The organism is Rhizobium sp. BT-226, from assembly GCF_025847085.2.
In the GTDB taxonomy this organism is placed as follows: domain Bacteria; phylum Pseudomonadota; class Alphaproteobacteria; order Rhizobiales; family Rhizobiaceae; genus Rhizobium; species Rhizobium sophorae.
Window position 1 is genome coordinate 1,796,461 of record NZ_JAOYTI010000001.1, and the last position, 18,651, is coordinate 1,815,111.

General features: G+C 60.8%; 22 protein-coding genes and 1 pseudogene. 10 read left to right on the top strand and 13 right to left on the bottom strand.

The annotated features are described in order from the left end of the window. The first annotated feature begins 53 nt into the window (after positions 1-53). Positions 54-359 carry a hypothetical protein gene (locus tag OIU37_RS09085; RefSeq protein WP_180695417.1) on the top strand — a complete coding sequence of 102 codons (306 nt, stop codon included), beginning with the start codon at positions 54-56 and terminating at the stop codon, positions 357-359. 37 nt (positions 360-396) lie between these two features. Here OIU37_RS09085 and OIU37_RS09090 read toward each other — a convergent pair whose 3' ends face one another. After that, on the bottom strand, positions 397-1,353 hold the full coding sequence (locus tag OIU37_RS09090) for an endonuclease/exonuclease/phosphatase family protein (RefSeq protein ID WP_264257465.1): 957 nt from the start codon (positions 1,351-1,353) through the stop codon (positions 397-399). A 282-nt stretch (positions 1,354-1,635) separates the two neighbouring features. Here OIU37_RS09090 and OIU37_RS09095 point away from each other — a divergent pair, with 282 nt between their 5' ends. Then, positions 1,636-2,652 (top strand): NAD-dependent epimerase/dehydratase family protein, encoded by a 1,017-nt coding sequence (locus OIU37_RS09095; protein WP_171604345.1) that lies wholly within the window; start codon positions 1,636-1,638, stop codon positions 2,650-2,652. 32 nt (positions 2,653-2,684) lie between these two features. Here the strand turns inward: OIU37_RS09095 and OIU37_RS09100 are convergent, their stop codons facing one another. Together OIU37_RS09100 and OIU37_RS09105 are read right to left on the bottom strand one after the other, a co-directional pair. After that, entirely contained in the window at positions 2,685-2,993 is a 309-nt protein-coding gene (locus tag OIU37_RS09100) for a hypothetical protein (protein ID WP_206679825.1), read from the bottom strand. Positions 2,994-3,258: 265 nt separating this feature from the next. Next, positions 3,259-3,411 carry a hypothetical protein gene (locus tag OIU37_RS09105; protein ID WP_009988813.1) on the bottom strand — a complete coding sequence of 51 codons (153 nt, stop codon included), beginning with the start codon at positions 3,409-3,411 and terminating at the stop codon, positions 3,259-3,261. A gap of 440 nt (positions 3,412-3,851) precedes the next feature. On the opposite strand from OIU37_RS09105, the gene OIU37_RS09110 reads away from it, so the two are divergent. From OIU37_RS09110 to OIU37_RS09135, 6 genes are all read left to right on the top strand, one after another. Then, the gene (locus tag OIU37_RS09110) at positions 3,852-4,553 is read left to right on the top strand and encodes a CerR family C-terminal domain-containing protein (protein WP_171604347.1); all 702 of its coding nucleotides are present in this window, start codon (positions 3,852-3,854) and stop codon (positions 4,551-4,553) included. Next, the gene (hlyD, locus tag OIU37_RS09115; protein ID WP_180694384.1) at positions 4,550-5,563 is read left to right on the top strand and encodes a secretion protein HlyD; all 1,014 of its coding nucleotides are present in this window, start codon (positions 4,550-4,552) and stop codon (positions 5,561-5,563) included. The genes OIU37_RS09110 and hlyD overlap by 4 nt, the downstream gene beginning before the upstream one ends. Continuing rightward, entirely contained in the window at positions 5,560-7,317 is a 1,758-nt protein-coding gene (locus tag OIU37_RS09120; RefSeq protein WP_264257155.1) for an ATP-binding cassette domain-containing protein, read from the top strand. The genes hlyD and OIU37_RS09120 overlap by 4 nt, the downstream gene beginning before the upstream one ends. Beyond that, the gene (locus tag OIU37_RS09125; RefSeq protein ID WP_171604350.1) at positions 7,314-8,441 is read left to right on the top strand and encodes an ABC transporter permease; all 1,128 of its coding nucleotides are present in this window, start codon (positions 7,314-7,316) and stop codon (positions 8,439-8,441) included. The genes OIU37_RS09120 and OIU37_RS09125 overlap by 4 nt, the downstream gene beginning before the upstream one ends. A 1-nt stretch (position 8,442) precedes the next feature. Continuing rightward, complete coding sequence (locus OIU37_RS09130) at positions 8,443-9,552, top strand: ABC transporter permease (RefSeq protein ID WP_180694383.1); 1,110 nt, start codon at positions 8,443-8,445, stop codon at positions 9,550-9,552. A 121-nt stretch (positions 9,553-9,673) separates the two neighbouring features. Continuing rightward, positions 9,674-10,069, top strand: a complete 396-nt coding sequence (locus OIU37_RS09135) for a DUF1236 domain-containing protein (RefSeq protein WP_003542187.1) — start codon at positions 9,674-9,676, stop codon at positions 10,067-10,069. Here the strand turns inward: OIU37_RS09135 and OIU37_RS09140 are convergent, their stop codons facing one another. The 6 genes and pseudogenes from OIU37_RS09140 to OIU37_RS09165 form a co-directional block, all read right to left on the bottom strand. After that, positions 10,070-10,282: a hypothetical protein gene (locus OIU37_RS09140; protein ID WP_171604352.1), complete on the bottom strand. Its 213-nt coding sequence runs from the start codon at positions 10,280-10,282 to the stop codon at positions 10,070-10,072. A gap of 98 nt (positions 10,283-10,380) precedes the next feature. Beyond that, positions 10,381-11,915 (bottom strand): annotated as a pseudogene (locus OIU37_RS09145) (winged helix-turn-helix domain-containing tetratricopeptide repeat protein). Positions 11,916-12,015: 100 nt separating this feature from the next. After that, positions 12,016-13,059, bottom strand: a complete 1,044-nt coding sequence (locus OIU37_RS09150) for a Gfo/Idh/MocA family protein (protein WP_264257157.1) — start codon at positions 13,057-13,059, stop codon at positions 12,016-12,018. Positions 13,060-13,068: 9 nt separating this feature from the next. Continuing rightward, entirely contained in the window at positions 13,069-13,854 is a 786-nt protein-coding gene (locus OIU37_RS09155; protein ID WP_264257158.1) for a ThuA domain-containing protein, read from the bottom strand. A gap of 194 nt (positions 13,855-14,048) precedes the next feature. Next, positions 14,049-14,390 (bottom strand): SMR family transporter, encoded by a 342-nt coding sequence (locus OIU37_RS09160; RefSeq protein WP_171605430.1) that lies wholly within the window; start codon positions 14,388-14,390, stop codon positions 14,049-14,051. A gap of 18 nt (positions 14,391-14,408) precedes the next feature. Next, a complete protein-coding gene (locus OIU37_RS09165; protein ID WP_264257159.1) occupies positions 14,409-14,972 on the bottom strand; it encodes a TetR/AcrR family transcriptional regulator in 564 nt (187 codons plus the stop codon). Between the two features lie 167 nt (positions 14,973-15,139). Here OIU37_RS09165 and OIU37_RS09170 point away from each other — a divergent pair, with 167 nt between their 5' ends. Then, positions 15,140-15,547: a group II truncated hemoglobin gene (locus OIU37_RS09170; protein ID WP_264257160.1), complete on the top strand. Its 408-nt coding sequence runs from the start codon at positions 15,140-15,142 to the stop codon at positions 15,545-15,547. 15 nt (positions 15,548-15,562) lie between these two features. Beyond that, positions 15,563-15,934 carry a DUF423 domain-containing protein gene (locus OIU37_RS09175; protein ID WP_264257161.1) on the top strand — a complete coding sequence of 124 codons (372 nt, stop codon included), beginning with the start codon at positions 15,563-15,565 and terminating at the stop codon, positions 15,932-15,934. A 285-nt stretch (positions 15,935-16,219) separates the two neighbouring features. Here the strand turns inward: OIU37_RS09175 and OIU37_RS09180 are convergent, their stop codons facing one another. The 4 genes from OIU37_RS09180 to OIU37_RS09195 form a co-directional block, all read right to left on the bottom strand. After that, a complete protein-coding gene (locus OIU37_RS09180; RefSeq protein ID WP_182210394.1) occupies positions 16,220-16,534 on the bottom strand; it encodes an antibiotic biosynthesis monooxygenase in 315 nt (104 codons plus the stop codon). 9 nt (positions 16,535-16,543) lie between these two features. Further along, a complete protein-coding gene (locus OIU37_RS09185; RefSeq protein WP_168314283.1) occupies positions 16,544-16,816 on the bottom strand; it encodes a hypothetical protein in 273 nt (90 codons plus the stop codon). Beyond that, positions 16,813-17,220: a DUF2325 domain-containing protein gene (locus OIU37_RS09190; protein ID WP_017961700.1), complete on the bottom strand. Its 408-nt coding sequence runs from the start codon at positions 17,218-17,220 to the stop codon at positions 16,813-16,815. The genes OIU37_RS09185 and OIU37_RS09190 overlap by 4 nt, the downstream gene beginning before the upstream one ends. A 107-nt stretch (positions 17,221-17,327) precedes the next feature. Further along, entirely contained in the window at positions 17,328-18,647 is a 1,320-nt protein-coding gene (locus OIU37_RS09195) for a TonB family protein (protein ID WP_264257162.1), read from the bottom strand. Positions 18,648-18,651 lie beyond the last annotated feature (4 nt).

Here is an 18,651-nt window from a genome sequence, read left to right on the forward strand (position 1 = left end):
GGGGTTCTCGTAGAATGGATGTACCGACAGACATGACCGGAGATATCCCCCTGATGCCTACCTTGCCCGTCCTCGCCGGATTTCTTGCAATTATGGTGCCGGGAATGGTGTTTGCCGAAACGGCAAGCATGCGAACCGCAAGCGAGTCGGAAATTCGCCAGCACCTGCCCGGTACGTCCGAACTGAAAGAAAGCAAGAACGGCTACGAATATCGCGACGGCAATAAGAATGGCTACAAGATAACCAATGGCCAGGTGTGCGTCCTGTTCCCCAGCAAGAAGACCGATTGCGTCAACGTGAAGACCGATGGCAAGAGGTTTCAGATGATCGACAAAAAAGGCGGCCGAACCAGATTCTGATCTGCGGCCCCGGCAAGATTTCCTTGCCCAGGCAAAGTCATTCTGCCGGAGACGTTTCGCCGTCCTTGTCGAGAACGAAGTCGGCGACCAGGCCCGAATGGTTCGAGCCGAGATTATCATCGAGACGTTCCAGCGATGTCAGATGAAGCGGCGCGCGCGCAAATATGTGGTCGATGGCGATCCCGAGCGCGCCGGCGCCGATCGGCCATGTTGCCGGTTCTGGCGTGATCGTTTTCAGCTTCTGCTCACGCAGGAAAGCTTGGATGCTCGGGGCAATCGCCGAGGAGTTGAAATCACCTGACAGCACCAGAGGGCCGTCGATCGAACCAAGCGCTTTGGCGAGATCTTCCAATTCAGCCATCTGGAAATCGTCGAAGTATGGTTTGGTCAGGTGCGCCGAAACCAGATTGATGGTCTCGCCTCCGAAGTCGACGCTTGCTATAACGAGCCTGTTTTTTCGCAGGCTGCCCATACTTGCGACCTGCCGGCGGACGAACGGGCGTTTGGACAGCACCAGCGTATCGCATGTATCCTTCCCGCTATCGCAGCCGATATGGTAGGGATAGGCCTTGAATAATCGCTGCAGGTGAAACGTTAGCGGCTTGGCTTCGAGCAGATTGACGACGTCGGCATTCGACGCGATCACCATGTCGGTGATTTCAGTCGAGTTTTTCCAGTTGTCGATCGCGATGTTGAACGACATCAGACGAAAAAGCGGCGGCCTGTCGGTGCCTCTGTCGCCCTCCGAGAACTCGCGCAGCATGATGACGCCGTGAGCGATGAGAAAAAGCGAGGCAATCAGAAGGATAAAGCCGTAAATCTGTCTTTTGATAGCCAGAACGACGAGACTGGCGGCGACGAACACGACGCCGAGGTGAATTTGAAAGCTGTAGACGAAGGACAGAAGCCAGAAGTTCGTGACATAGCGTAACGACACGACAGCGATGGCAACGGTCAGAAACGCGCAGAGAATCCAATAAATTATATCTCTCATCGATCCTGACCTGCTTGCAGACGACCGGCCGGCCATAACATGCAAGCCACCATGTTGCAATGCAGCATAGCGGCCGGGAATTGCGGCTGACCGACAGACAATATCGATAGTCTCGCCCTTATCCGGGCAAGGCAGCGGCGGACAGGCCGCCGACAGTAGAGAGGGTGCTGTGGCCTTCTCGTTCAAAGACCTATCGACTCGGCCTCTTTTTATCTTGTAAGTGGGGTCACTTGATACGGAATCGGCTCTTTGCCGTCGGCAGGAAGTCGAGAAAAGGTGGGAATGCGCTACTTCATTACAGGGACTGCCGGCTTTATCGGTTTTCATCTGGCCAGGCGCCTGCTGCAAGAGGGGCATGACGTCACAGGCTTCGATGGCCTCACTCCCTATTACAACGTCAAGCTCAAGGAGATGCGCCACGCGGCACTCTCCCAGTTTCCGGCCTTCAAACCCGTCATATCAATGCTCGAGGACCGGCCAGCGCTGGAAGCGGCTGTTCTGGCGGCCAAGCCCGACATCCTGATCCACCTCGCCGCACAGGCCGGCGTGCGCTACAGTCTGGAAAATCCCGAGGCCTATCTCCGTTCGAACGTCGAAGGCTCGTGGAATATCATGGAAATCGCGCGTCGCGTCGAAATCCGCCATCTGATGCTGGCCTCGACATCATCGATCTATGGCGCCAATGCGACCGTCCCCTTTCGCGAGACCGACCGCGCCGACGAGCCGCTGACCATCTATGCGGCGACGAAGAAATCGATGGAACTAATGGCGCATAGTTATGCCCATCTTCACAAGATTCCGACCACGGCTTTTCGTTTTTTCACCGTCTATGGCCCGTGGGGCCGACCCGACATGGCGCTGTTCAAATTCACCAAGAACATGCTTGAAGGCCAGCCGATCGAGATCTACGGCGAAGGCAACATGAGCCGTGACTTCACCTATATCGATGATCTTGTTGAAGCGATCGTCAGACTGTCGGCAATCGGCCCGAGCGAGGAAAACCGTCTCGAAAACACGGCTGTCGAAACGCTTTCGCGCCAGGCGCCCTTCCGTGTCGTCAATATTGGCGGAGGCCAGCCGGTCAGCCTGATGGATTTCGTCGAAACGGTGGAAAAGGCGCTCGGCCGTCCTGCCATCCGCAAGATGCTGGCGATGCAGAAGGGTGATGTGCCGCGTACCTTCGCGGCCCCCGATCTGCTCGTCGCGCTGACGGGTTACAAGCCGGATACGACCCTGGAGGTCGGCGTCAAGGCCTTCGTCGAGTGGTATCTCGATGTGCGCGGCGAGCTCGACGCCTAGCTTATTTGCTGAACTGTTTCCAGTCGATTCTGTCAGTGAAGAAACGTCACCGCGTTCACGACGTTGACCGCCTTTGAAAACACATAGTCGACGACAACCGTCAGGTTCTGCGAATAGGTCTTGAGCCGGTAGCCCTCCACCGTAGCGGGGCTGCGCAGGACGAAAGGAACGCCTGGGCGCACGAAACCGGCGCGGGTCGTCAACGGCACTTGGGGCGCATGACCGATGGCGGAGGTGTACATCAGGTCGCGGGCAAGGCTGGCGGGGCCGATGGCGAATGCCGGCTCGGCGGCGGCAGTGATGGTCAGGGTCAAGGCGATGGCGGCAAGAGTTCTGTGCATGTTGAAGTCCCCGTTTGCGGATCGACGGGCTTTCGGTTTGCCCGGCTCCAAACGATCGATGCGTCTGTCCACGCTTCGGTCGCTTTCATGAGACCACTCTACACATCAGTATTTTCAGGGCTTTTAAGCAGATCGGTCAAATTTTACGAAATTTGATTTTCTGTCCGGAAGGCTCGAGAGCGCATAGGAAAAATACATCGCCGGCCCGATGTTAAGAACGCGACATCGGCGAATTGTACCGCTGACCTGGACGCTGCATCGCAGTCTATAGAATGCGATCCAGCTTCTTGTTGATGTGCAGGTTCGGCATCAACCCCGCGCTTTGCGCGGCATGATAGGATTCTCGTGCCGCATCGAACGAGATCGACCACATGATGGCGCTGAGCAGCAGCGCGATAATATAAATCTGAATACGCATCGAACCGGCGATACGGAAAGAGCAAGGCAGTTTTGTGTCAAAACATAGCCGCAGGGATCACGAAAAAGTGGCGGACTTTTTGTTTTGCGGCCGGTCGGCACCAGACATATTAGTGTCGTGAAAATTAGCGATATTGTATCGCTACCTGTTAGCAGCCGACCCCGAGGCTTGGTTCCTCTTCCCACCCCGAGAACCCTGAGAGACCCGTTCCCACGGGTCTCTTTGCCTTCTTCCGGACGCTTTTCAGAACAGCTGAGATCGCCTGATCCCATCGATGCTGAAACCCTAAACGGCACATCTCGATCCCCAATTAGACCACGCTTCCCGCAATGAGCGAGGTCACGTTCTTGCCCTTGCAGCGAAGGCACCAAAACAATGATAGGACCTTCCGAATATATCAATCGATTGACTTATTTACATGGCGGCGTTATAAAACTGTTATGACCCAAGAACACGACAACCAGCCACCGGCCTCCGCCCGTGCCGAGATCGCGCGTCAGAAGATGCTGTCCGCCGCCCTCGATGTCTTCGGCCGTTATGGCTTCGACGGTGCTTCGACACGCCAACTCACGGAAGCCGCCGGCGTCAACCTGCAGGCAATCCCCTATTATTTCGGCAGTAAGGAAGGTCTCTATATCGCCACCGCCGAATATCTGATGATGCGGATCAATACCCATGTCGGTGACATGAGGGCGCGCGTCGGCGCGCATCTACAGGCACTCGACGCTGCGGGCAAACCGCTTGGTGAAGCGGAGGCTCGCCATTTCCTGACCGAGATTTTGCAGACCATGGTGACACTGTTCGTCGGCAAGGAATCCGAATCCTGGGCGCGCTTCCTGATCCGCGAGCAGATGGAGCCGACCGAAGCCTTCACACGGGTCTATCAAGGCCTCATGCGGCCGATGATCGAGATGGGCCGGCGGCTGATCGGCGCTATCCTCGATGAGGATCCCGCCTCGGAACATGTGCGCCTGCGCACCTTCACCCTTCTCGGCAGCATCCTCGTCTTTCGTGTCGCCCATGCAGCCGTGCTCGCCCAGATGGAGTGGGACGGCGTCGGCCCGCAACAGGTGGAAACCGTGCGCGGCCTTGCCGCAGAGCTGGTCGATGCCATCGGCGCATCGAGAGGAAGTGCAGCATGAAACGCGTCCTTCCCCTCGTCATCCTTCTTCTCGTTGCGGCGGGTGCTGCTGCCTGGTGGTACGGCCTGCCCGAAAAGCTAGGCTGGTGGCCCGAGGCCCGCCGCGAGTTCGTCCTTTACGGCAATGTCGATATCCGCCAGGTATCGCTCGGTTTCCGTGTCAGCGGTCGTCTCGCCGAACTCCATGCTGACGAAGGCGACGTCGTCAAAACTGGAACGGTTCTGGCAAAGCTCGATGCAGCACCCTATGAATTCGCGGTCCGCTCGGGTGAAGCCAATGTCGCAGCCCTTCAGGCAACGCTCGACAAGCTGAAGGCCGGTCCACGGCCGACCGAGATCGCCCAGGCACGCGCCGCCTATGACGAAAGTGTCGCCGATCTCCGCAATGCCAATCTCGCCTATGACCGCGCCCGCCAGTTGCGCCCGCAGGGCACGATTTCCGAGGCAAGCCTTGATCAGGCGACCGCTGCAAGGGCCATGGCCGCCGCACGCTCCGACTCCGCCAACGAGGCGTTGAAACTGCTGCTGGAAGGTTCTCGTGTCGAGGATATCGACGCTGCCGACGCCCAGCTGAAGGCGGCTCAGGCAACGCTCGCCTCGGCCCGCACCTCGCTGGAGGATACCCAATTGCGCGCGCCAAACGACGGCGTGATCCTCTCCCGTGTGCGGGAGAACGGCGCCATCGTTTCCCCCGCCGACACCGTCTTCGTGTTGTCGCTGACAGAACCCGTCTGGGTGCGCACCTATGTCGCCGAACCCGATCTCGGCCGCATCCATCCCGGCATGAAGGTTGCGGTCACCTCCGATACTGCGCCCGACAAACCCTATGAAGGCACGATCGGCTTCATCTCGCCGGTTGCCGAATTCACTCCGAAATCGGTGGAAACGCCGGAACTGAGGACTGACCTCGTCTACCGCCTCAGGATCGTCATTGATAAGCCCGGCCTGGATCTGCGCCAGGGCATGCCGGTCACCGTGCGATTTCCGACGCCGACGGCGGGCGGACAATGACCGCCGCCGAAACCGGCCCCCAGACAGGTTGGGACGACAAGCCGCTCGTCCGGATCGACGGCGTCACCAAGCACTTCGGCGATGCGCCAGCCGCCCTTGACGCCGTCTCCGGCGTGATCGGCGGCGGCGCAATCACCGGTCTCGTCGGCCCTGACGGCGCCGGCAAGACGACGCTGATCCGCCTGATGACCGGCCTGATGCTGCCCGACACGGGAACGATGGAGGTTCTCGGCTCCGACACGCGCAAGAATGCCGCCGGCATCCAGGCGGCGATCGGCTACATGCCGCAGCGCTTCGGTCTCTATGAAGACCTTTCGGTGCAGGAAAATCTCGATCTCTATGCCGATCTGCGCGACCTGCCGAAGAGCGAACGCACAAGCGCCTTCGACGAGCTGCTCACCTTTACCGATCTCAAGCGTTTCACCGGCAGGCTCGCCGGAAAGCTCTCCGGCGGCATGAAGCAAAAGCTTGGCCTCGCCTGCGCGCTTCTGAAGAAGCCGCGGCTGCTGCTGCTCGACGAGCCTGGCGTCGGCGTCGATCCGATCTCACGCCGCGACCTCTGGAAGATGGTCGAGAACCTGACGAAGGAAGGTATCGGCGTCCTCTGGTCGACCGCCTATCTCGACGAGGCTGAAGCCTGCGACCATGTGCTGCTCTTGAACCAGGGAAAGCTGCTGTTTTCGGGAAAACCGGCCGACATGACCGGCCGCGTCAGCGACCGAGTTTTTCGCGTCTCGGGCATGACAGGGCGCCGCCGGCAGGTGCTTGCCGGGCTTCTGCAGGCCGATGGCGTCATCGACGGCGTGATCCAGGGCGAAGCGATCCGCCTCGTCGCCGCCAAGGACAAGAAACCGGATATCGGCTCGGCCGGCGATGGCGCAACGCTCACCCCTGCCCCGCCGCGCTTCGAGGATGCCTTTATCGACATGCTGGGTGGTGGTCCTGGCGGCCGATCGAGACTGGCCGAGGCGCAAGAACCGACGAAAGGCGAGGACGACCGGCCGGTGATCGAGGCCAAGGGGCTGACCAAGCGCTTCGGCGATTTCACCGCTGCCGACAATATCAGCTTCGATATCCGCCGCGGCGAAATCTTCGGCCTGCTCGGCCCGAACGGCGCCGGCAAATCCACCACCTTCAAGATGCTCTGCGGCCTGCTGAAGCCGACCGGCGGCGAAGGTCGCGTTGCCGGTTTCGACCTTCGCCGCGATGCCGCCGAGGCCCGCAACCAGCTTGGCTATATGGCGCAGAAATTCTCGCTCTATGGCGATCTGACCGTCATGCAGAACCTCGAATTCTTCTCCGGTGTCTATGGCCTTCGCGGAAGACACCGGCGCGAGCGCATCGATCTCATGGCCGGCATCTTCGATTTCGGCCGCCATGTCAGCCAGCCGGCCAAGGACCTGCCGCTTGGCCTGAAACAGCGGTTGGCGCTCGCCTGCGCCGTCATGCACGAGCCGCGCGCCCTCTTCCTCGACGAGCCGACCTCCGGCGTCGATCCGATCACCCGACGCGAATTCTGGACGCATATCAACGCCCTGGTCGAAAAGGGCGTCACGGTGCTCGTCACCACCCACTTCATGGATGAGGCGGAATATTGCGACCGCATCTCGCTGATCTATCGCGGCCGCTCGATCGCGCTCGGCTCGCCCGATGAATTGAAGGCCCGCGTCGCGACCAAGGAGCTGCCGAACCCGACGATGGAGGACGCCTTCATCGCCCTCGTACAGCAATCGGAAGCGGAGGATGCCGCATGAGCGCCTCCTCCGGTCGACTTCGGCGTCTTTCAGCTCTGGTGCGCAAGGAAAGCTTTCAGGCGATCCGCGATCCGAGCAGTATCCTCATCGCCTTCGTGCTGCCGCTGATCCTGCTCTTTCTCTTCGGCTACGGCGTCTCACTCGATACCACCCGCACCCGCATCGGCCTGGTGACCGAGGGGATGACGCCGCTGACGCAGGATCTGTCGGCCAGTTTCCAGGCCTCGCGCTATTTCGATGTGGCCATCGGCCGCGACCGTCGTCTGTTCGAGGAAGACCTCGTGCTCGGCAAGCTGCGCGGCATCGTCGTCATCCCCGCCGATTTCACCACGCGCTACACCGCCGGCAACCGGCCCGGTATCCAGGTGATCGTCGATGGCTCCGAACCGAACACGGCGAATTTTGTGCAGAATTATGCCCAAGGCACTGTTGCCAACTGGGAGCGGCAGAGGCAGGCGGACGTCGCCTCCCACAGTCCCGCCATTTCGGTCGAGCAGCGCTTCTGGTTCAACCCTGAACTGACCAGCCGCAATTTCCTCGTTCCCGGCTCGATCGCCATCGTCATGACGCTGGTCGGCACGCTTCTGACCTCGCTCGTCGTCGCCCGCGAATGGGAGCGGGGCACAATGGAGGCGATGATGGCGACACGGGTGACGGCGGTCGAACTGCTCGCCGGCAAGATCCTGCCCTATTTCCTGCTCGGCCTCACCTCGATGACGCTTTGCGTGCTGCTTGCGGTCTTCCTCTTCGGCGTGCCGTTCCGCGGCTCCGTCGCCGCTCTTTACGCGCTGTCGGCCGCTTTCCTGATCCCGGCGCTCGGCCAGGGCCTGTTGATATCGACGGCCACGAAGAACCAGTTCCTTGCCTCGCAGCTGGCGCTGATCTCGGCCTTCCTCCCGGCTTTCCTGCTGTCTGGCTTCCTCTTCGAGATCAATTCCATGCCGACCGTGATCCAGTGGATCACCTTCATCGTGCCGGCGCGCTACCTGATCCCCAGCCTGCAGACGGTGTTCCTCGCCGGCGACATCTGGCCGATGTTTCTGCAGGCAATCGGCGTGATGCTGACGATCGGCGCCATCATGTTCGTGCTGGCGGCCCGCAGCACCAGAAAGAGGATCGGCTGAGATGTGGACAAGGCTTTACGCCCTGATCGTCAAGGAGCTGCTCGCCGTCCTGCGTGATCCCAAGGGCCGCGCTATCCTGATTGGCCCACCGATCGTCCAGCTTCTCGTCTTCTCCTATGCGGCGACGCTCGAAGTCCGCAATGTCGACGTGATGATCCTCAACCGCGACAATGGTCACTGGGGCCAGGAACTGATCGAGCGTATCGATGGCTCGCCGACCTTCCGGAAAATCGAGATTGCAGGAAGCCAGGCGGAGGTCCGGGTGGCGATCGACAACCAGACGGCCATTGCCGTCGTCGAGATCGGCCCGGACTTTTCCCGGAATATTGAGGCCGGTACGCCGGCCGACCTGCAGGTGGTGCTCGACGGCCGCCGCTCCAACGCCTCGCAGATCGTCGCGGGCTATCTCTCGCAGATCGGGGCGGCGCTTGCCGCCGAGACGCCGGCCGGCAAACGTGCCGGTGCCGACATCGTCTCGACAGTGCCGCGCAACTGGTTCAACCCGAACCTGACCTATCAATGGTTCATGGTGCCGAACCTGATCGCCAGCATCGCGCTGCTGATCGGCCTCATCGTCACGGCGCTGTCGATCGCCCGCGAGCGCGAACTCGGCACCTTCGACCAGTTGATGGTCTCGCCGCTACGCATCCACGAGATCCTGATCGGCAAACTGATCCCGCCGATGATGATCGGCCTCTTCCACATCACCGTCTATATCCTGGCCGCCGTCTTCCTCTTCGAAGTGCCGCTGCGCGGCTCGCTCTTTCTGCTGTACGGCAGTGCAATCTTCTATCTTGGTTCGGTTGCCGGCCTCGGCCTCTTCATCTCGGCGCTGTCGATGACACAGCAGCAGGCGATCCTCGGCGCCTTCCTGTTCATGGTCCCAGCCATGCTGCTCTCCGGCTTCGCGACACCGATCGAGAACATGCCGGGCTGGCTGCAGCCGGTAACGCTCGTTAATCCGCTGCGCTATTTCCTGGTGATCGTCAAAGGCGTTTTCCTCAAGGATATCCCGTTGAGCGAAGTGGTGAACCAGACGATCCCGCTGGCGCTGATTGCTGCCGTCACCCTCAGCGCCGCCGCTTGGCTCTTCCGCCGGCGGCTGGAATAACCAATGCTTCAGCCGCCTCACAGAATGTGAACCGGCCTTCCAAAGCGTGACTCTCCCCTGCCGGAACCTCGGATTGACGCGGTCGTTACCCAAGCGCAACCCCAGTAAAGGAGAAGCAAAAATGTACAAGATCCTACTTGTCTCCAGCGCCCTTGCGCTTTCGTCGCTCGCCACCAATGCGCTGGCTGACGGAGCCGTCACCGGTGCAGCCGGCGGCGCCATAACCGGCGCAATCGTCGGCGGCCCCGTGGGTGCTGCCATTGGCGGCGTGGCCGGCGGTGTCGCCGGTGCCGTTGTCGATCCGCCGCCGCGCGAGGTCGTCACCTATGTCCAGCAGCAGCCGGCCCCGACCGCTTCAGTGGTCGTCCAGGAACCAATTGTCGTCGGCAAGCCGCTTCCGGCAGACGTCGTCGTGACGCCGGTGCCTGACAATCCGAAATATGCCTATACGGTCATCAACAATCAACACGTGATTGTCGAACCCCGCACCCACCGCGTGGTGCAGGTGATAGAATAATCAGGCAACCGAAGCCGCCTGTTGCGGCTCGGCAACTTCCGGCCCCGCTTCGGCGGGGCTTTTTTTCATGCGCTCGGGCCACCCGACGATCAGCGAGAACAGTACGACAAGGTGCCGTGGCAACGTAAACCCCTGTGGCAGCGCCTCTATCGGAATTCGGTCGCCGTAAAGCTGGCCCTGTTTGAGAGATAGAATATGCATGCTGGAAAGCATGAGCCGATCCTCCATCCTGACTGATGGGATCAGCGTGGCCGAAGCGACGGGGCTGGGTCCTTAAAGTCCGACTAAAAGCTGCAAAAACTTGCAAAGGCCTATGGGCGCGGCCGCATGCCGGCCCGCGCCAGCCCTTCCAGAACCGGCGCAAAACGCTGGGGATCCTTGGCCGGTTGACCTGCCAGAATGCCTTCCAGCGTTACATCAGGTGCAATCGCTGCGAGCGCGCGCAGGAACTGCCGCGCCTGCTCCATATTGCCGAGATGCGCATGTGCGGCGATCAGCATCCAGTAGGTCGGGTCGAAATGGGCATTGAGCGCCAGCGAACGTGACGCGTATGAAAGTGCTGCCTCGTAATTGCCACGGAAGATTTCAGCCATGGCGATGCCCGTCAGCGAAAAACGCGCATCCGGATCGCGAGGTCCCAATCTCACCGCGCGATGCAGGCGTTCGAGCGCATGTTCGATATCGCCGCAATGCAAGGCGGCAATGCCGGAACAGGCGGCCACCAGAAGATCGTTGGGATTGGCGGCCGCGGCGGCCTCCAACACGGCCATGCCGCCTTCATAATCCTTGCCCACCTGCAACAGCGCCATGCCGCAATGAGCCATGACGCGGGGATCGCCCGCCGAATGCTGAAGCCCGCGACGGGCAAGGCCGATGCATTCCGCCTTGTCGTCCTCTCCAAGCCGCGGCCAGCCCATGGTAATGCGGTGTTCGAGCGCCCAGGCGGCATGGGAAAGCAGCATCGCATTTTCCGGCTCCATAGCGAGCGCCTCCCGCAGCAAGACATAGGCGGCGGCGTTGCTTTCGATCGACTCGTCGATGATCGCGGCAAGCGCACGCAGATAGAGATCGTAAACCGCCGGACTGTTCGGCCGGTCGCGTCGTGACCTCTGGATTTCGGCGATCTCGATCGCCGGCTCGACGATCGAGGCGACGCGTTCGGTGATATGGTCCTGGAAAGCGAAGATGCGGCTGATGCCGTCTTCAAAATGATCGGCCCAGAGATTGGTCGCCGTCACGCCATCGACCAATTGTACATTGATGCGCACCTGCGCGCCTTCCCGCCGGATGCTGCCTTCGAGCAAGTAGCGTACTCCCAATTCCTTGGCCACCTCTCGCACGTCGATGCTGCGTCCCTTGTAAACGAATGCGGAATAGCGCGAGACGACCGAAAAGGAGTGAAGCGCGCGAGAGCCGTGATGATCTCCGTCACCACGCCATCGGCAAAATAATCCTGATCGGCATCACCGCCGAGATTGACGAAGGGAAGAACGGCGACGGAAGGCGGCTGCGGCGCCGCAGGCGCCATCCCGGCATCGTCCTGGCGCGACAGGCGATACCCGACCCTGGGAACGGTGACGATCCAGTCGGTGCCATCGGGCCTTGCGCCGAGAAGCTTCCTGAGCGTGGCAATCTGAACCGTGAGATTGCCTTCTTCCACGGCAAGCCCCGGCCAGGCCCGCTCCATCAGATCTGCCTTGGTGACGACGCGGCCCTCGGCCTCCAGCAGCATGCCGAGCAGCGCTGCCGGCCGCGGTCCTGTCGCAACGGACTTCCCGTCCCGCCACAGGCTTCCTGTCACGGGATCGTAAACGAACGGACCAAAGGAGAGCCTCGCGCTGCCCATGCAGAAGCATAGCGTGAAATTCTCACAAACGAAAAGCGGATCGACACGCCGATGCATTGCAAAGCCGCCGTCGAAACAGCGGCTTGTCAGTGAAGCAGGATCAGACCTTCAGTTCGCGCCGCTCACGCTCGGTCACCATCGCGAGGTCGAGCACCTTCTGCAGGTTCGCGGCGTGGCGGAAGTTCGGGTCCGGCTGGATGCCGCTTGCCACGGCCTCGGCAAAACGCTCGTAATTGGTCGCCACCGGTTCAACTTCGATCTGCGTCCAGGTGGCAGTTTCGACACCCTCGCCGAGGCAGCCATGCAGCTCGGAACCGCTGGGACGATGGATGACCTCGAGGCTGCCCCTCTCGCCATAAATGCGCAGCTTCAACTCGTTCAGATGCCCTGTCGCCCAGCGGCTGGCATGGATGACGCCGAGCGCGCCATTGGCGAAATCGACGGACATGGCGAAGCTGTCATTGGCATCGAGCAGATATTCGCCGATCTGGCCACCCGGCGCCTTGTTGAAGGTCTTCAGCCGTGCGAAGACATGGTCGATGTCGGTCGCCGCGCCATAAGCGGCGAAATCGAGAATATGGATGCCGACGTCGCCGAGCACGCCATTCGAGCCGTGGCCGGTGGAAAGCCGCCACAGCCAGGTCGATTCCGTGCGCCAATCGCCCCAGGCGCGCGACACCAGCCAGCTCTGGAGATAGGAAGCTTCCACGTGCCGGATCGTGCCGAGCTCACCGGCGAGCACCATCTCGCGGGCGCGCTGCAGCGGCGCGACGTTGCGATAGGTGAGGTTGACCATGTTGATGACGCCGGCCTTTTCTGCCGCCTCCGTCATCTCTAGCGCTTTTGCATAGTTCTCCGCCAGCGGCTTTTCGCAGAACACATGCTTGCCCGCGGCAATCAGCGCCATCGTCGTCGGGTGATGGATGCGGTCGGGCGTGACGTTCGTCGCCGCATCGAATTCACCCCAGGCGATCGCCTCCTCCAGGGAAAGAAACCGCTTTTCGATGTTGAACTTATCGGCGAAGGCCGAAAGCCGCTCGGGATCGGTGTCGACGGCGCCGACCACCGTCACGCCGTCGATGAGGGGGAAGCGGGCGAGCTGGTTTTTCGCCATCACCCCCGTACCAAGAACGAGTAGTCGCATGGATGCTCCTCAGCGGTAACCGGCTTCGCCGGCCTGGTGCAGTCTCGGGCCGCGTTCGACGATCGGCTCCAGTGCTTTTTCTACCGGCACATTTGGAGCGTCGGTGATACCAGTCAACGACCCTTCGCGGTTATAGGCCCACTTCACGCCGTTGATCAGCACCTTCTGGACATTGACGTCGTGATAGGTCGGATAGGTCTCGTGGCCGGGGCGGAAATAGAAGATGTTGCCGGCGCCACGGCGCCAGGTCAGGCCCGAGCGGAACACTTCGCCACCCTGGAACCAGGAGATGAACACCGTTTCGAGCGGTTCCGGCACCGAAAACTGCTCGCCGTACATTTCCTCGTTCTCAAGCTCGAAATGCTCGCCGATGCCGGCGGCGATCGGATGGCGCTGGTTGATCGTCCACAGTCGCTCGCGCTCGCCCGCCTCGCGCCATTTCAGCGCGCAGGGCGTGCCCATCAGCCGTTTGAAGATCTTGGAGAAATGGCCGGAATGCAACACCAGCAGGCCCATGCCTTCCCAGACACGCTTGGCAACACGCTCGACAACGACGTCGGAGACCGCGCCGTGATCCTTGTGGCCCCACCAGGTCAGCACGTCGGTTTCGGCAAGACGGGCTTCGCTGAGGCCGTGTTCCGGCTCCTGCAGCGTCGCCGTCGTCGCCGAGATACTTGGATCGGTGTTCAGCGCATTGGCGATCGTCGTGTGCATGCCTTCGGGATAGATCCCCCGGACGATTTCGTTGGTATTCTCGTGGATATTCTCTCCCCAGACGACGGTGCGAATGGCCATGATGTGCTCCTGTGGAACCTGGAAGTATCGATAGGCGGGAAAGCAGAAGAATTCAAAGCGCTTTGGAAAACGGCGTTGGCTGCGCCTCGTCTCCTCCACGTCCAAGGAACACATAGACCTTTGTCAGTATTTTGACAAAGGGGAAAATTTACCGGCCGAAGACGGAAAAACCGCCTGGCAATATCGCAGCAATATCAATGCGAAACCGATTTAGAAAATAGATTGACGACCAAAACGCCGGATATGATCAGCCCGAGGCCGAGGACTGCCGGCAGGTCGAGGCGCTGCTTGAAGAACACCAAACCGACCGAGGAAATCAGTACGATTCCCAAAGCGCTCCAAATTGCATAAGCGATACCGACGGGGATGCTTTTCAGCGTCAGCGACAGGCAATAGAAGGCGGCCGCATAACAGGCGACGACGAGTGTCGTCGGCCCGATGCGAGTGAACTGCTGCGACAATTGCAGCGCGGTCGTGCCAATGACTTCGAGCACGATGGCTGCAAACAGCAGCCCGTAGACGGCGGCCTGGCTCATGGCGAATTCCTTTTCGAGTTACCTGCCGGTCAGTTCGACAAGGCGATCGATCAGATCCCGCCTCAGAACGCCGTTGAAATCATGGCTTTCCAACGTGTCTGCGAACCAAAGTCCGTCGGCGGCGAAACGCACGACTTGTGCGTCGAGGGAGGAATCGGTGCCGATATATTCCTCGGCTCGTGCCTGCACCCATTGGCGCCAGCGAAGACGCAGCCGGGGTTCGGCAAGAAGCGCGATCGTTACCTGCGTCCAACTCCTGGAATCGTCGGAACGTTCCTTGAGACCGGACACTGCCCTGAGATAGGCGCGGGTGAAGCGGCCCTGCGGCAGCGGATCGCCGCGCATCAGTTCCTCTATATCGGCGTCGAACTTTTCGAGCAGGCTCTCGAACAGGGCATCGAGCAACGCATTCTTCGTTGGGAAGTGATGCAGCAGCCCGCCCTTGCTGACGCTGGACGCGGCGGAAACCGCATCGAGCGTGACGGCCGCCATGCCGTCGCTGGCAGCAAGGCGCGCGGCGACCTCCAGCAACTGCTGGCGCACGAACACGGGCTGCTTCTTGCGATGATGAGCGTTCGACATGCAGATAAAAGATACCGTCCGGACGGTTTTGTCAAGGAGAATCGGCCGCAGCCCCTGCTATCCGGCATAATGCGCGAAATGCCGCGGCACCTTGATGACAGTTGCGATCATTTTCCGCCCGGTGCATGAAGAGGCCGGGGAATGGTTGAGGTAAAGGGGATGGTTTCGTGACGGAGAAGGTCACCACACTCTATGAGGCGATCGGCGGTGATCCTGCCGTCCGGGCGCTGACGCACCGTTTCTACGAGCTGATGGACACGCTGCCGGAGGCGAGAAACGTGCGCGCTGTGCATCCGCCGAGCCTTGTGGGCAGCGAAGAGAAATTCTACGAATATATGAGCGGTTATCTCGGCGGCCCGCCGCTCTACACCGACAAGCGCGGCCATCCGCGCCTGCGCAGCCGCCATTTCGTCGCCGAGATCGGCTCTGTCGAGCGCGACGAGTGGCTGCTCTGCTTTCGCCGCGCCCTGGACGAGACGATATCAAGCCAGGCGCTGCGCGATCTCATCTGGGCGCCGGTGGAACGGCTCGCCCATCACATGCAGAACAAGGCTCCCGAGGACAAGGCCCCCTGACGATAAGGATTGACCATGAGCTTGAACGCGCGTCTGGAGCCGGTGCTCTATCTCTTCGCCGGCCTGTTTGGCGTAGCCGGCGTGGCGCTTGGCGCCCTTGCTGCCCATGGCGGCGGCGAGGCCAATCTTGCGGCATCCGCATCTGCCATGTGTCTTGCCCACGCCCCTGCCCTGCTGGCATTGGCTCTCGGCAACAACAGGCTCAGAACCGCCTGGCTGGCCGGTTTGCTGATGATTGTCGGAACGTTGCTTTTTGCGGGTGATCTCGTCACCCTGCGCTTTTCCGGCTCCGGCCTCTTCCCCTACGCCGCGCCGACCGGCGGCTGGGCGATGATGCTGGGTTGGCTTGTTGTGGCGGCGGGTGCGGTGTTTCGGGTTAAGGCGTGAGAGAGACAGTTCGGAATATTGCTTACGATTCAGCTCAAAACTTTCTCACCCTGCAAAAGGAAGCCGAGGACGTTGCTACAGATCTCTTCTCCCCAGCGGGGAGAAGTGCCGGAGCGATAGCGAGGCGATGAGGGGGTGAGCGGCAGAGCCGCGAATGCGCTGGACGCAAGCGAAGAGCAATGAATGGCGTGCCGTGTGGCCCCCTCATCCGACCCTACGGGCCACCTTCTCCCCGCTGGGGAGAAGAGGGGGCAAGCGGCGCCGGCATCCCATAAGGGCCAGGTCTTAAATGCCGTCGACCACGTTGAAGCCTTCGAAAACAGGCGGCCCCTTGTAGATCGCCTTGTGATCGCCGGCATTGCGATGCGCTGCGCGAAAGCTCTCGGACTTCGTCCAGTTCTGAAAATCCGCTTCGCTTTTCCAGACCGTGTGCGAGGAATAGAGCGTATAGCCCTCCTCTTCGTTGGCCTTTCCGCGCAGCAGCCGGAATTCGACGAAACCGGGCACCTGGGGCAGGCTGGAATCGCGATTGCGCCAGACCGTCTCGAAATCGCCTTCGCTCCCGGTTGCAACCTTGAAGCGGTTCATTGCGATATACATGGAATCTCCTTACGCTTTCCTCTTGCCCGCCCTTGCAGAACGCAAGGGAAAGGCGAGAACATTATCGCCGTTTGCCGCTGCTGGGCCAAGCGATCTTGTTGTCGCTTCCCCGGGCATGCGCGCTTCCCAGGTCGGGAACAGCGTCACATTCTGGTAGATCTGCTGGCGTTCGGCATGCTGCTGGAAAAGTTCGTAGAGTTCGGGCACGAGGCCCTCGCCTGTCTGCGCGGCAAGCTTATGCAGGCCGATCATGGTGAAGCCGTCGGGGCGCTGGTCGTTCATCGGGAATTGTCTCGTTCGTTCATCGTCTGCAGCGCACGCTCCAGGCTGGATTTGCTGCCGTTGCGAAGCGGGATGAAGGTCTTGCTGAACTTCTTGCAGCCGGTCTTCACCCGCAGGCAGGCATCGTGGCTGATACAGTCGATGGGGCAGAAGACGCAGTCGACCGAGGGAAGCAGAGTATCGATGCGGGAAACCGCTTCGCGCAGACCGCCATCATGGTGGATGAGCTCAGCGCCGAAATTGCTGGCGATCTGGCGAAGATGCGCCACCTGGCAGTCACGACCGCCGACATAAAGGAAACTGCGGCCATCCAGTTTGGACCGTCCGAGGGATGCCTGACCGGCGTCCTCGCCCGCGCTATCGCGGACCTCCCGGTTCGAACCCTTCTTGCCCTTGCGAGCCATATGCCACCCGTTCGCTCGTTGATCGTCACACGATTCCTGCGTGTGCGGGTGGACCTTATTAAACTTGATTTTTAGAGTAAAGTATAAAGTTGATTGTTTTTATCATATTAATTCACTGTGATTGGCAAGGAGGTGAAGTTCCTCCCGTTCCCACCGGGCGTCGGGCCAAATGGTGCGGCGCGCCGAACAGCCTCGACGGCGAGTTGGTCGATTTCAGGCACGCCGGAACCGCGTGTGACGCGAACCGAAGTCAAGCCGCCGCTGCCATTCACTGAAAACGAGACGACCACGGTTCCCTCGACGCCACGAGGTGTTCTGATTGAACGACGAATGCGACTACGAACCTTTCCGTCGTAATTGGCATTGGCCGCAGTTCCGATCCCGTCGTTATTGCCGGCCGAACGCGAATTGCTATCAGATTGAGCCGTCGCGTTACCTTCGGCGACTCCTCGTTCAGAATCCTGCTGCGCCTCGCCCTTCGAACCGGCAGCCTTTTTCGGCGGGCGCTTCTTCTCGACCGGCTTCGGCTTTTCCTGCGCCACCACCTTCGGCTTCTGCGTCGGCGTCACGATCTCCTGCGGCACCTCCGGTTCCGGCTGGATTTCCGCCGTTTCGACGGGCTTCACCTCTTTGGGCTCGGCAGCAGCGACAGGCGGCACCTCCGATGGCTGAACTTCCGGGGGGATCTCTTCAGCAGGTTTCTGCTCTTCCGGAACGACGGTCGACATCGGCTGCGCGACAGCAGTTTCAGCCGGTACTTCGGAAACGAGAATCTCCGGCTCCGCAGCGGTGACGGTTCCAGGCGAGACGCGCGTCACCTCGGGAGGAGGAGCCTGCTGGACGGTATCCTGGGTCTCGACCGGCGCGACTTCGGTCGGCTGAACGGTTTCCGGTTGAAGTTCCGCCGCTTCGGTCGGCTGGATCTTATCCGGCTCGACGGTCTCCGGAATGATTTCTTCCTGCACCGTGACTTCGGTTTCGCCGGCAGCAGTCTGGTCGACATCCGAGTTGCCGTACATCACCACGCTCATGGCTTCGCCCGCTTCTTCGACCGCCTCCTCAGGCGCCTTGGGAAAGGCAACGATCAGCACGGCGGCCAATGTCGCATGGAAGATCAGGGAACAGACACAAGTCAGCGCCACCCGTCGCCGCACCGGTGTCTTCTCGTCTTTCTGCTTTTCCACCGCCGCATCCATCGGCGGCGCGGCGGCGACAGCAGCCGACGCGGTCTCCGGATGATCGGGAAAGGAGGAGATCTGCGCGAAGCGCGCATAGTGGACCACCGCCTCACCGGCCGGCTGACGCTGCACATTGCGCAGGTCGGAAAGCTCGTGGCCGGGATGCATGTGGTTGTCGTTCAGACTGCCGTCAGCGTCCGGCTCCCCGATGAGCACCTGTCTCGATCTGGACTTCGCTGAAATTGCCATCTTA

Coding starts and splice junctions, on each gene's coding strand:
- OIU37_RS09090 (WP_264257465.1), bottom strand. CDS start 1,353: ATGAGAGATATAATTTATTGGATTCTCTGCGCGTTTCTGACCGTTGCC.
- OIU37_RS09085 (WP_180695417.1), top strand. CDS start 54: ATGCCTACCTTGCCCGTCCTCGCCGGATTTCTTGCAATTATGGTGCCG.
- OIU37_RS09140 (WP_171604352.1), bottom strand. CDS start 10,282: ATGCTTTCCAGCATGCATATTCTATCTCTCAAACAGGGCCAGCTTTAC.
- hlyD (WP_180694384.1), top strand. CDS start 4,550: ATGAAACGCGTCCTTCCCCTCGTCATCCTTCTTCTCGTTGCGGCGGGT.
- OIU37_RS09125 (WP_171604350.1), top strand. CDS start 7,314: ATGAGCGCCTCCTCCGGTCGACTTCGGCGTCTTTCAGCTCTGGTGCGC.
- OIU37_RS09120 (WP_264257155.1), top strand. CDS start 5,560: ATGACCGCCGCCGAAACCGGCCCCCAGACAGGTTGGGACGACAAGCCG.
- OIU37_RS09105 (WP_009988813.1), bottom strand. CDS start 3,411: ATGCGTATTCAGATTTATATTATCGCGCTGCTGCTCAGCGCCATCATG.
- OIU37_RS09165 (WP_264257159.1), bottom strand. CDS start 14,972: ATGTCGAACGCTCATCATCGCAAGAAGCAGCCCGTGTTCGTGCGCCAG.
- OIU37_RS09130 (WP_180694383.1), top strand. CDS start 8,443: ATGTGGACAAGGCTTTACGCCCTGATCGTCAAGGAGCTGCTCGCCGTC.
- OIU37_RS09190 (WP_017961700.1), bottom strand. CDS start 17,220: ATGGCTCGCAAGGGCAAGAAGGGTTCGAACCGGGAGGTCCGCGATAGC.
- OIU37_RS09155 (WP_264257158.1), bottom strand. CDS start 13,854: ATGGCCATTCGCACCGTCGTCTGGGGAGAGAATATCCACGAGAATACC.
- OIU37_RS09195 (WP_264257162.1), bottom strand. CDS start 18,647: ATGGCAATTTCAGCGAAGTCCAGATCGAGACAGGTGCTCATCGGGGAG.
- OIU37_RS09150 (WP_264257157.1), bottom strand. CDS start 13,059: ATGCGACTACTCGTTCTTGGTACGGGGGTGATGGCGAAAAACCAGCTC.
- OIU37_RS09100 (WP_206679825.1), bottom strand. CDS start 2,993: ATGCACAGAACTCTTGCCGCCATCGCCTTGACCCTGACCATCACTGCC.
- OIU37_RS09175 (WP_264257161.1), top strand. CDS start 15,563: ATGAGCTTGAACGCGCGTCTGGAGCCGGTGCTCTATCTCTTCGCCGGC.
- OIU37_RS09135 (WP_003542187.1), top strand. CDS start 9,674: ATGTACAAGATCCTACTTGTCTCCAGCGCCCTTGCGCTTTCGTCGCTC.
- OIU37_RS09185 (WP_168314283.1), bottom strand. CDS start 16,816: ATGAACGACCAGCGCCCCGACGGCTTCACCATGATCGGCCTGCATAAG.
- OIU37_RS09095 (WP_171604345.1), top strand. CDS start 1,636: ATGCGCTACTTCATTACAGGGACTGCCGGCTTTATCGGTTTTCATCTG.
- OIU37_RS09160 (WP_171605430.1), bottom strand. CDS start 14,390: ATGAGCCAGGCCGCCGTCTACGGGCTGCTGTTTGCAGCCATCGTGCTC.
- OIU37_RS09180 (WP_182210394.1), bottom strand. CDS start 16,534: ATGTATATCGCAATGAACCGCTTCAAGGTTGCAACCGGGAGCGAAGGC.
- OIU37_RS09110 (WP_171604347.1), top strand. CDS start 3,852: ATGACCCAAGAACACGACAACCAGCCACCGGCCTCCGCCCGTGCCGAG.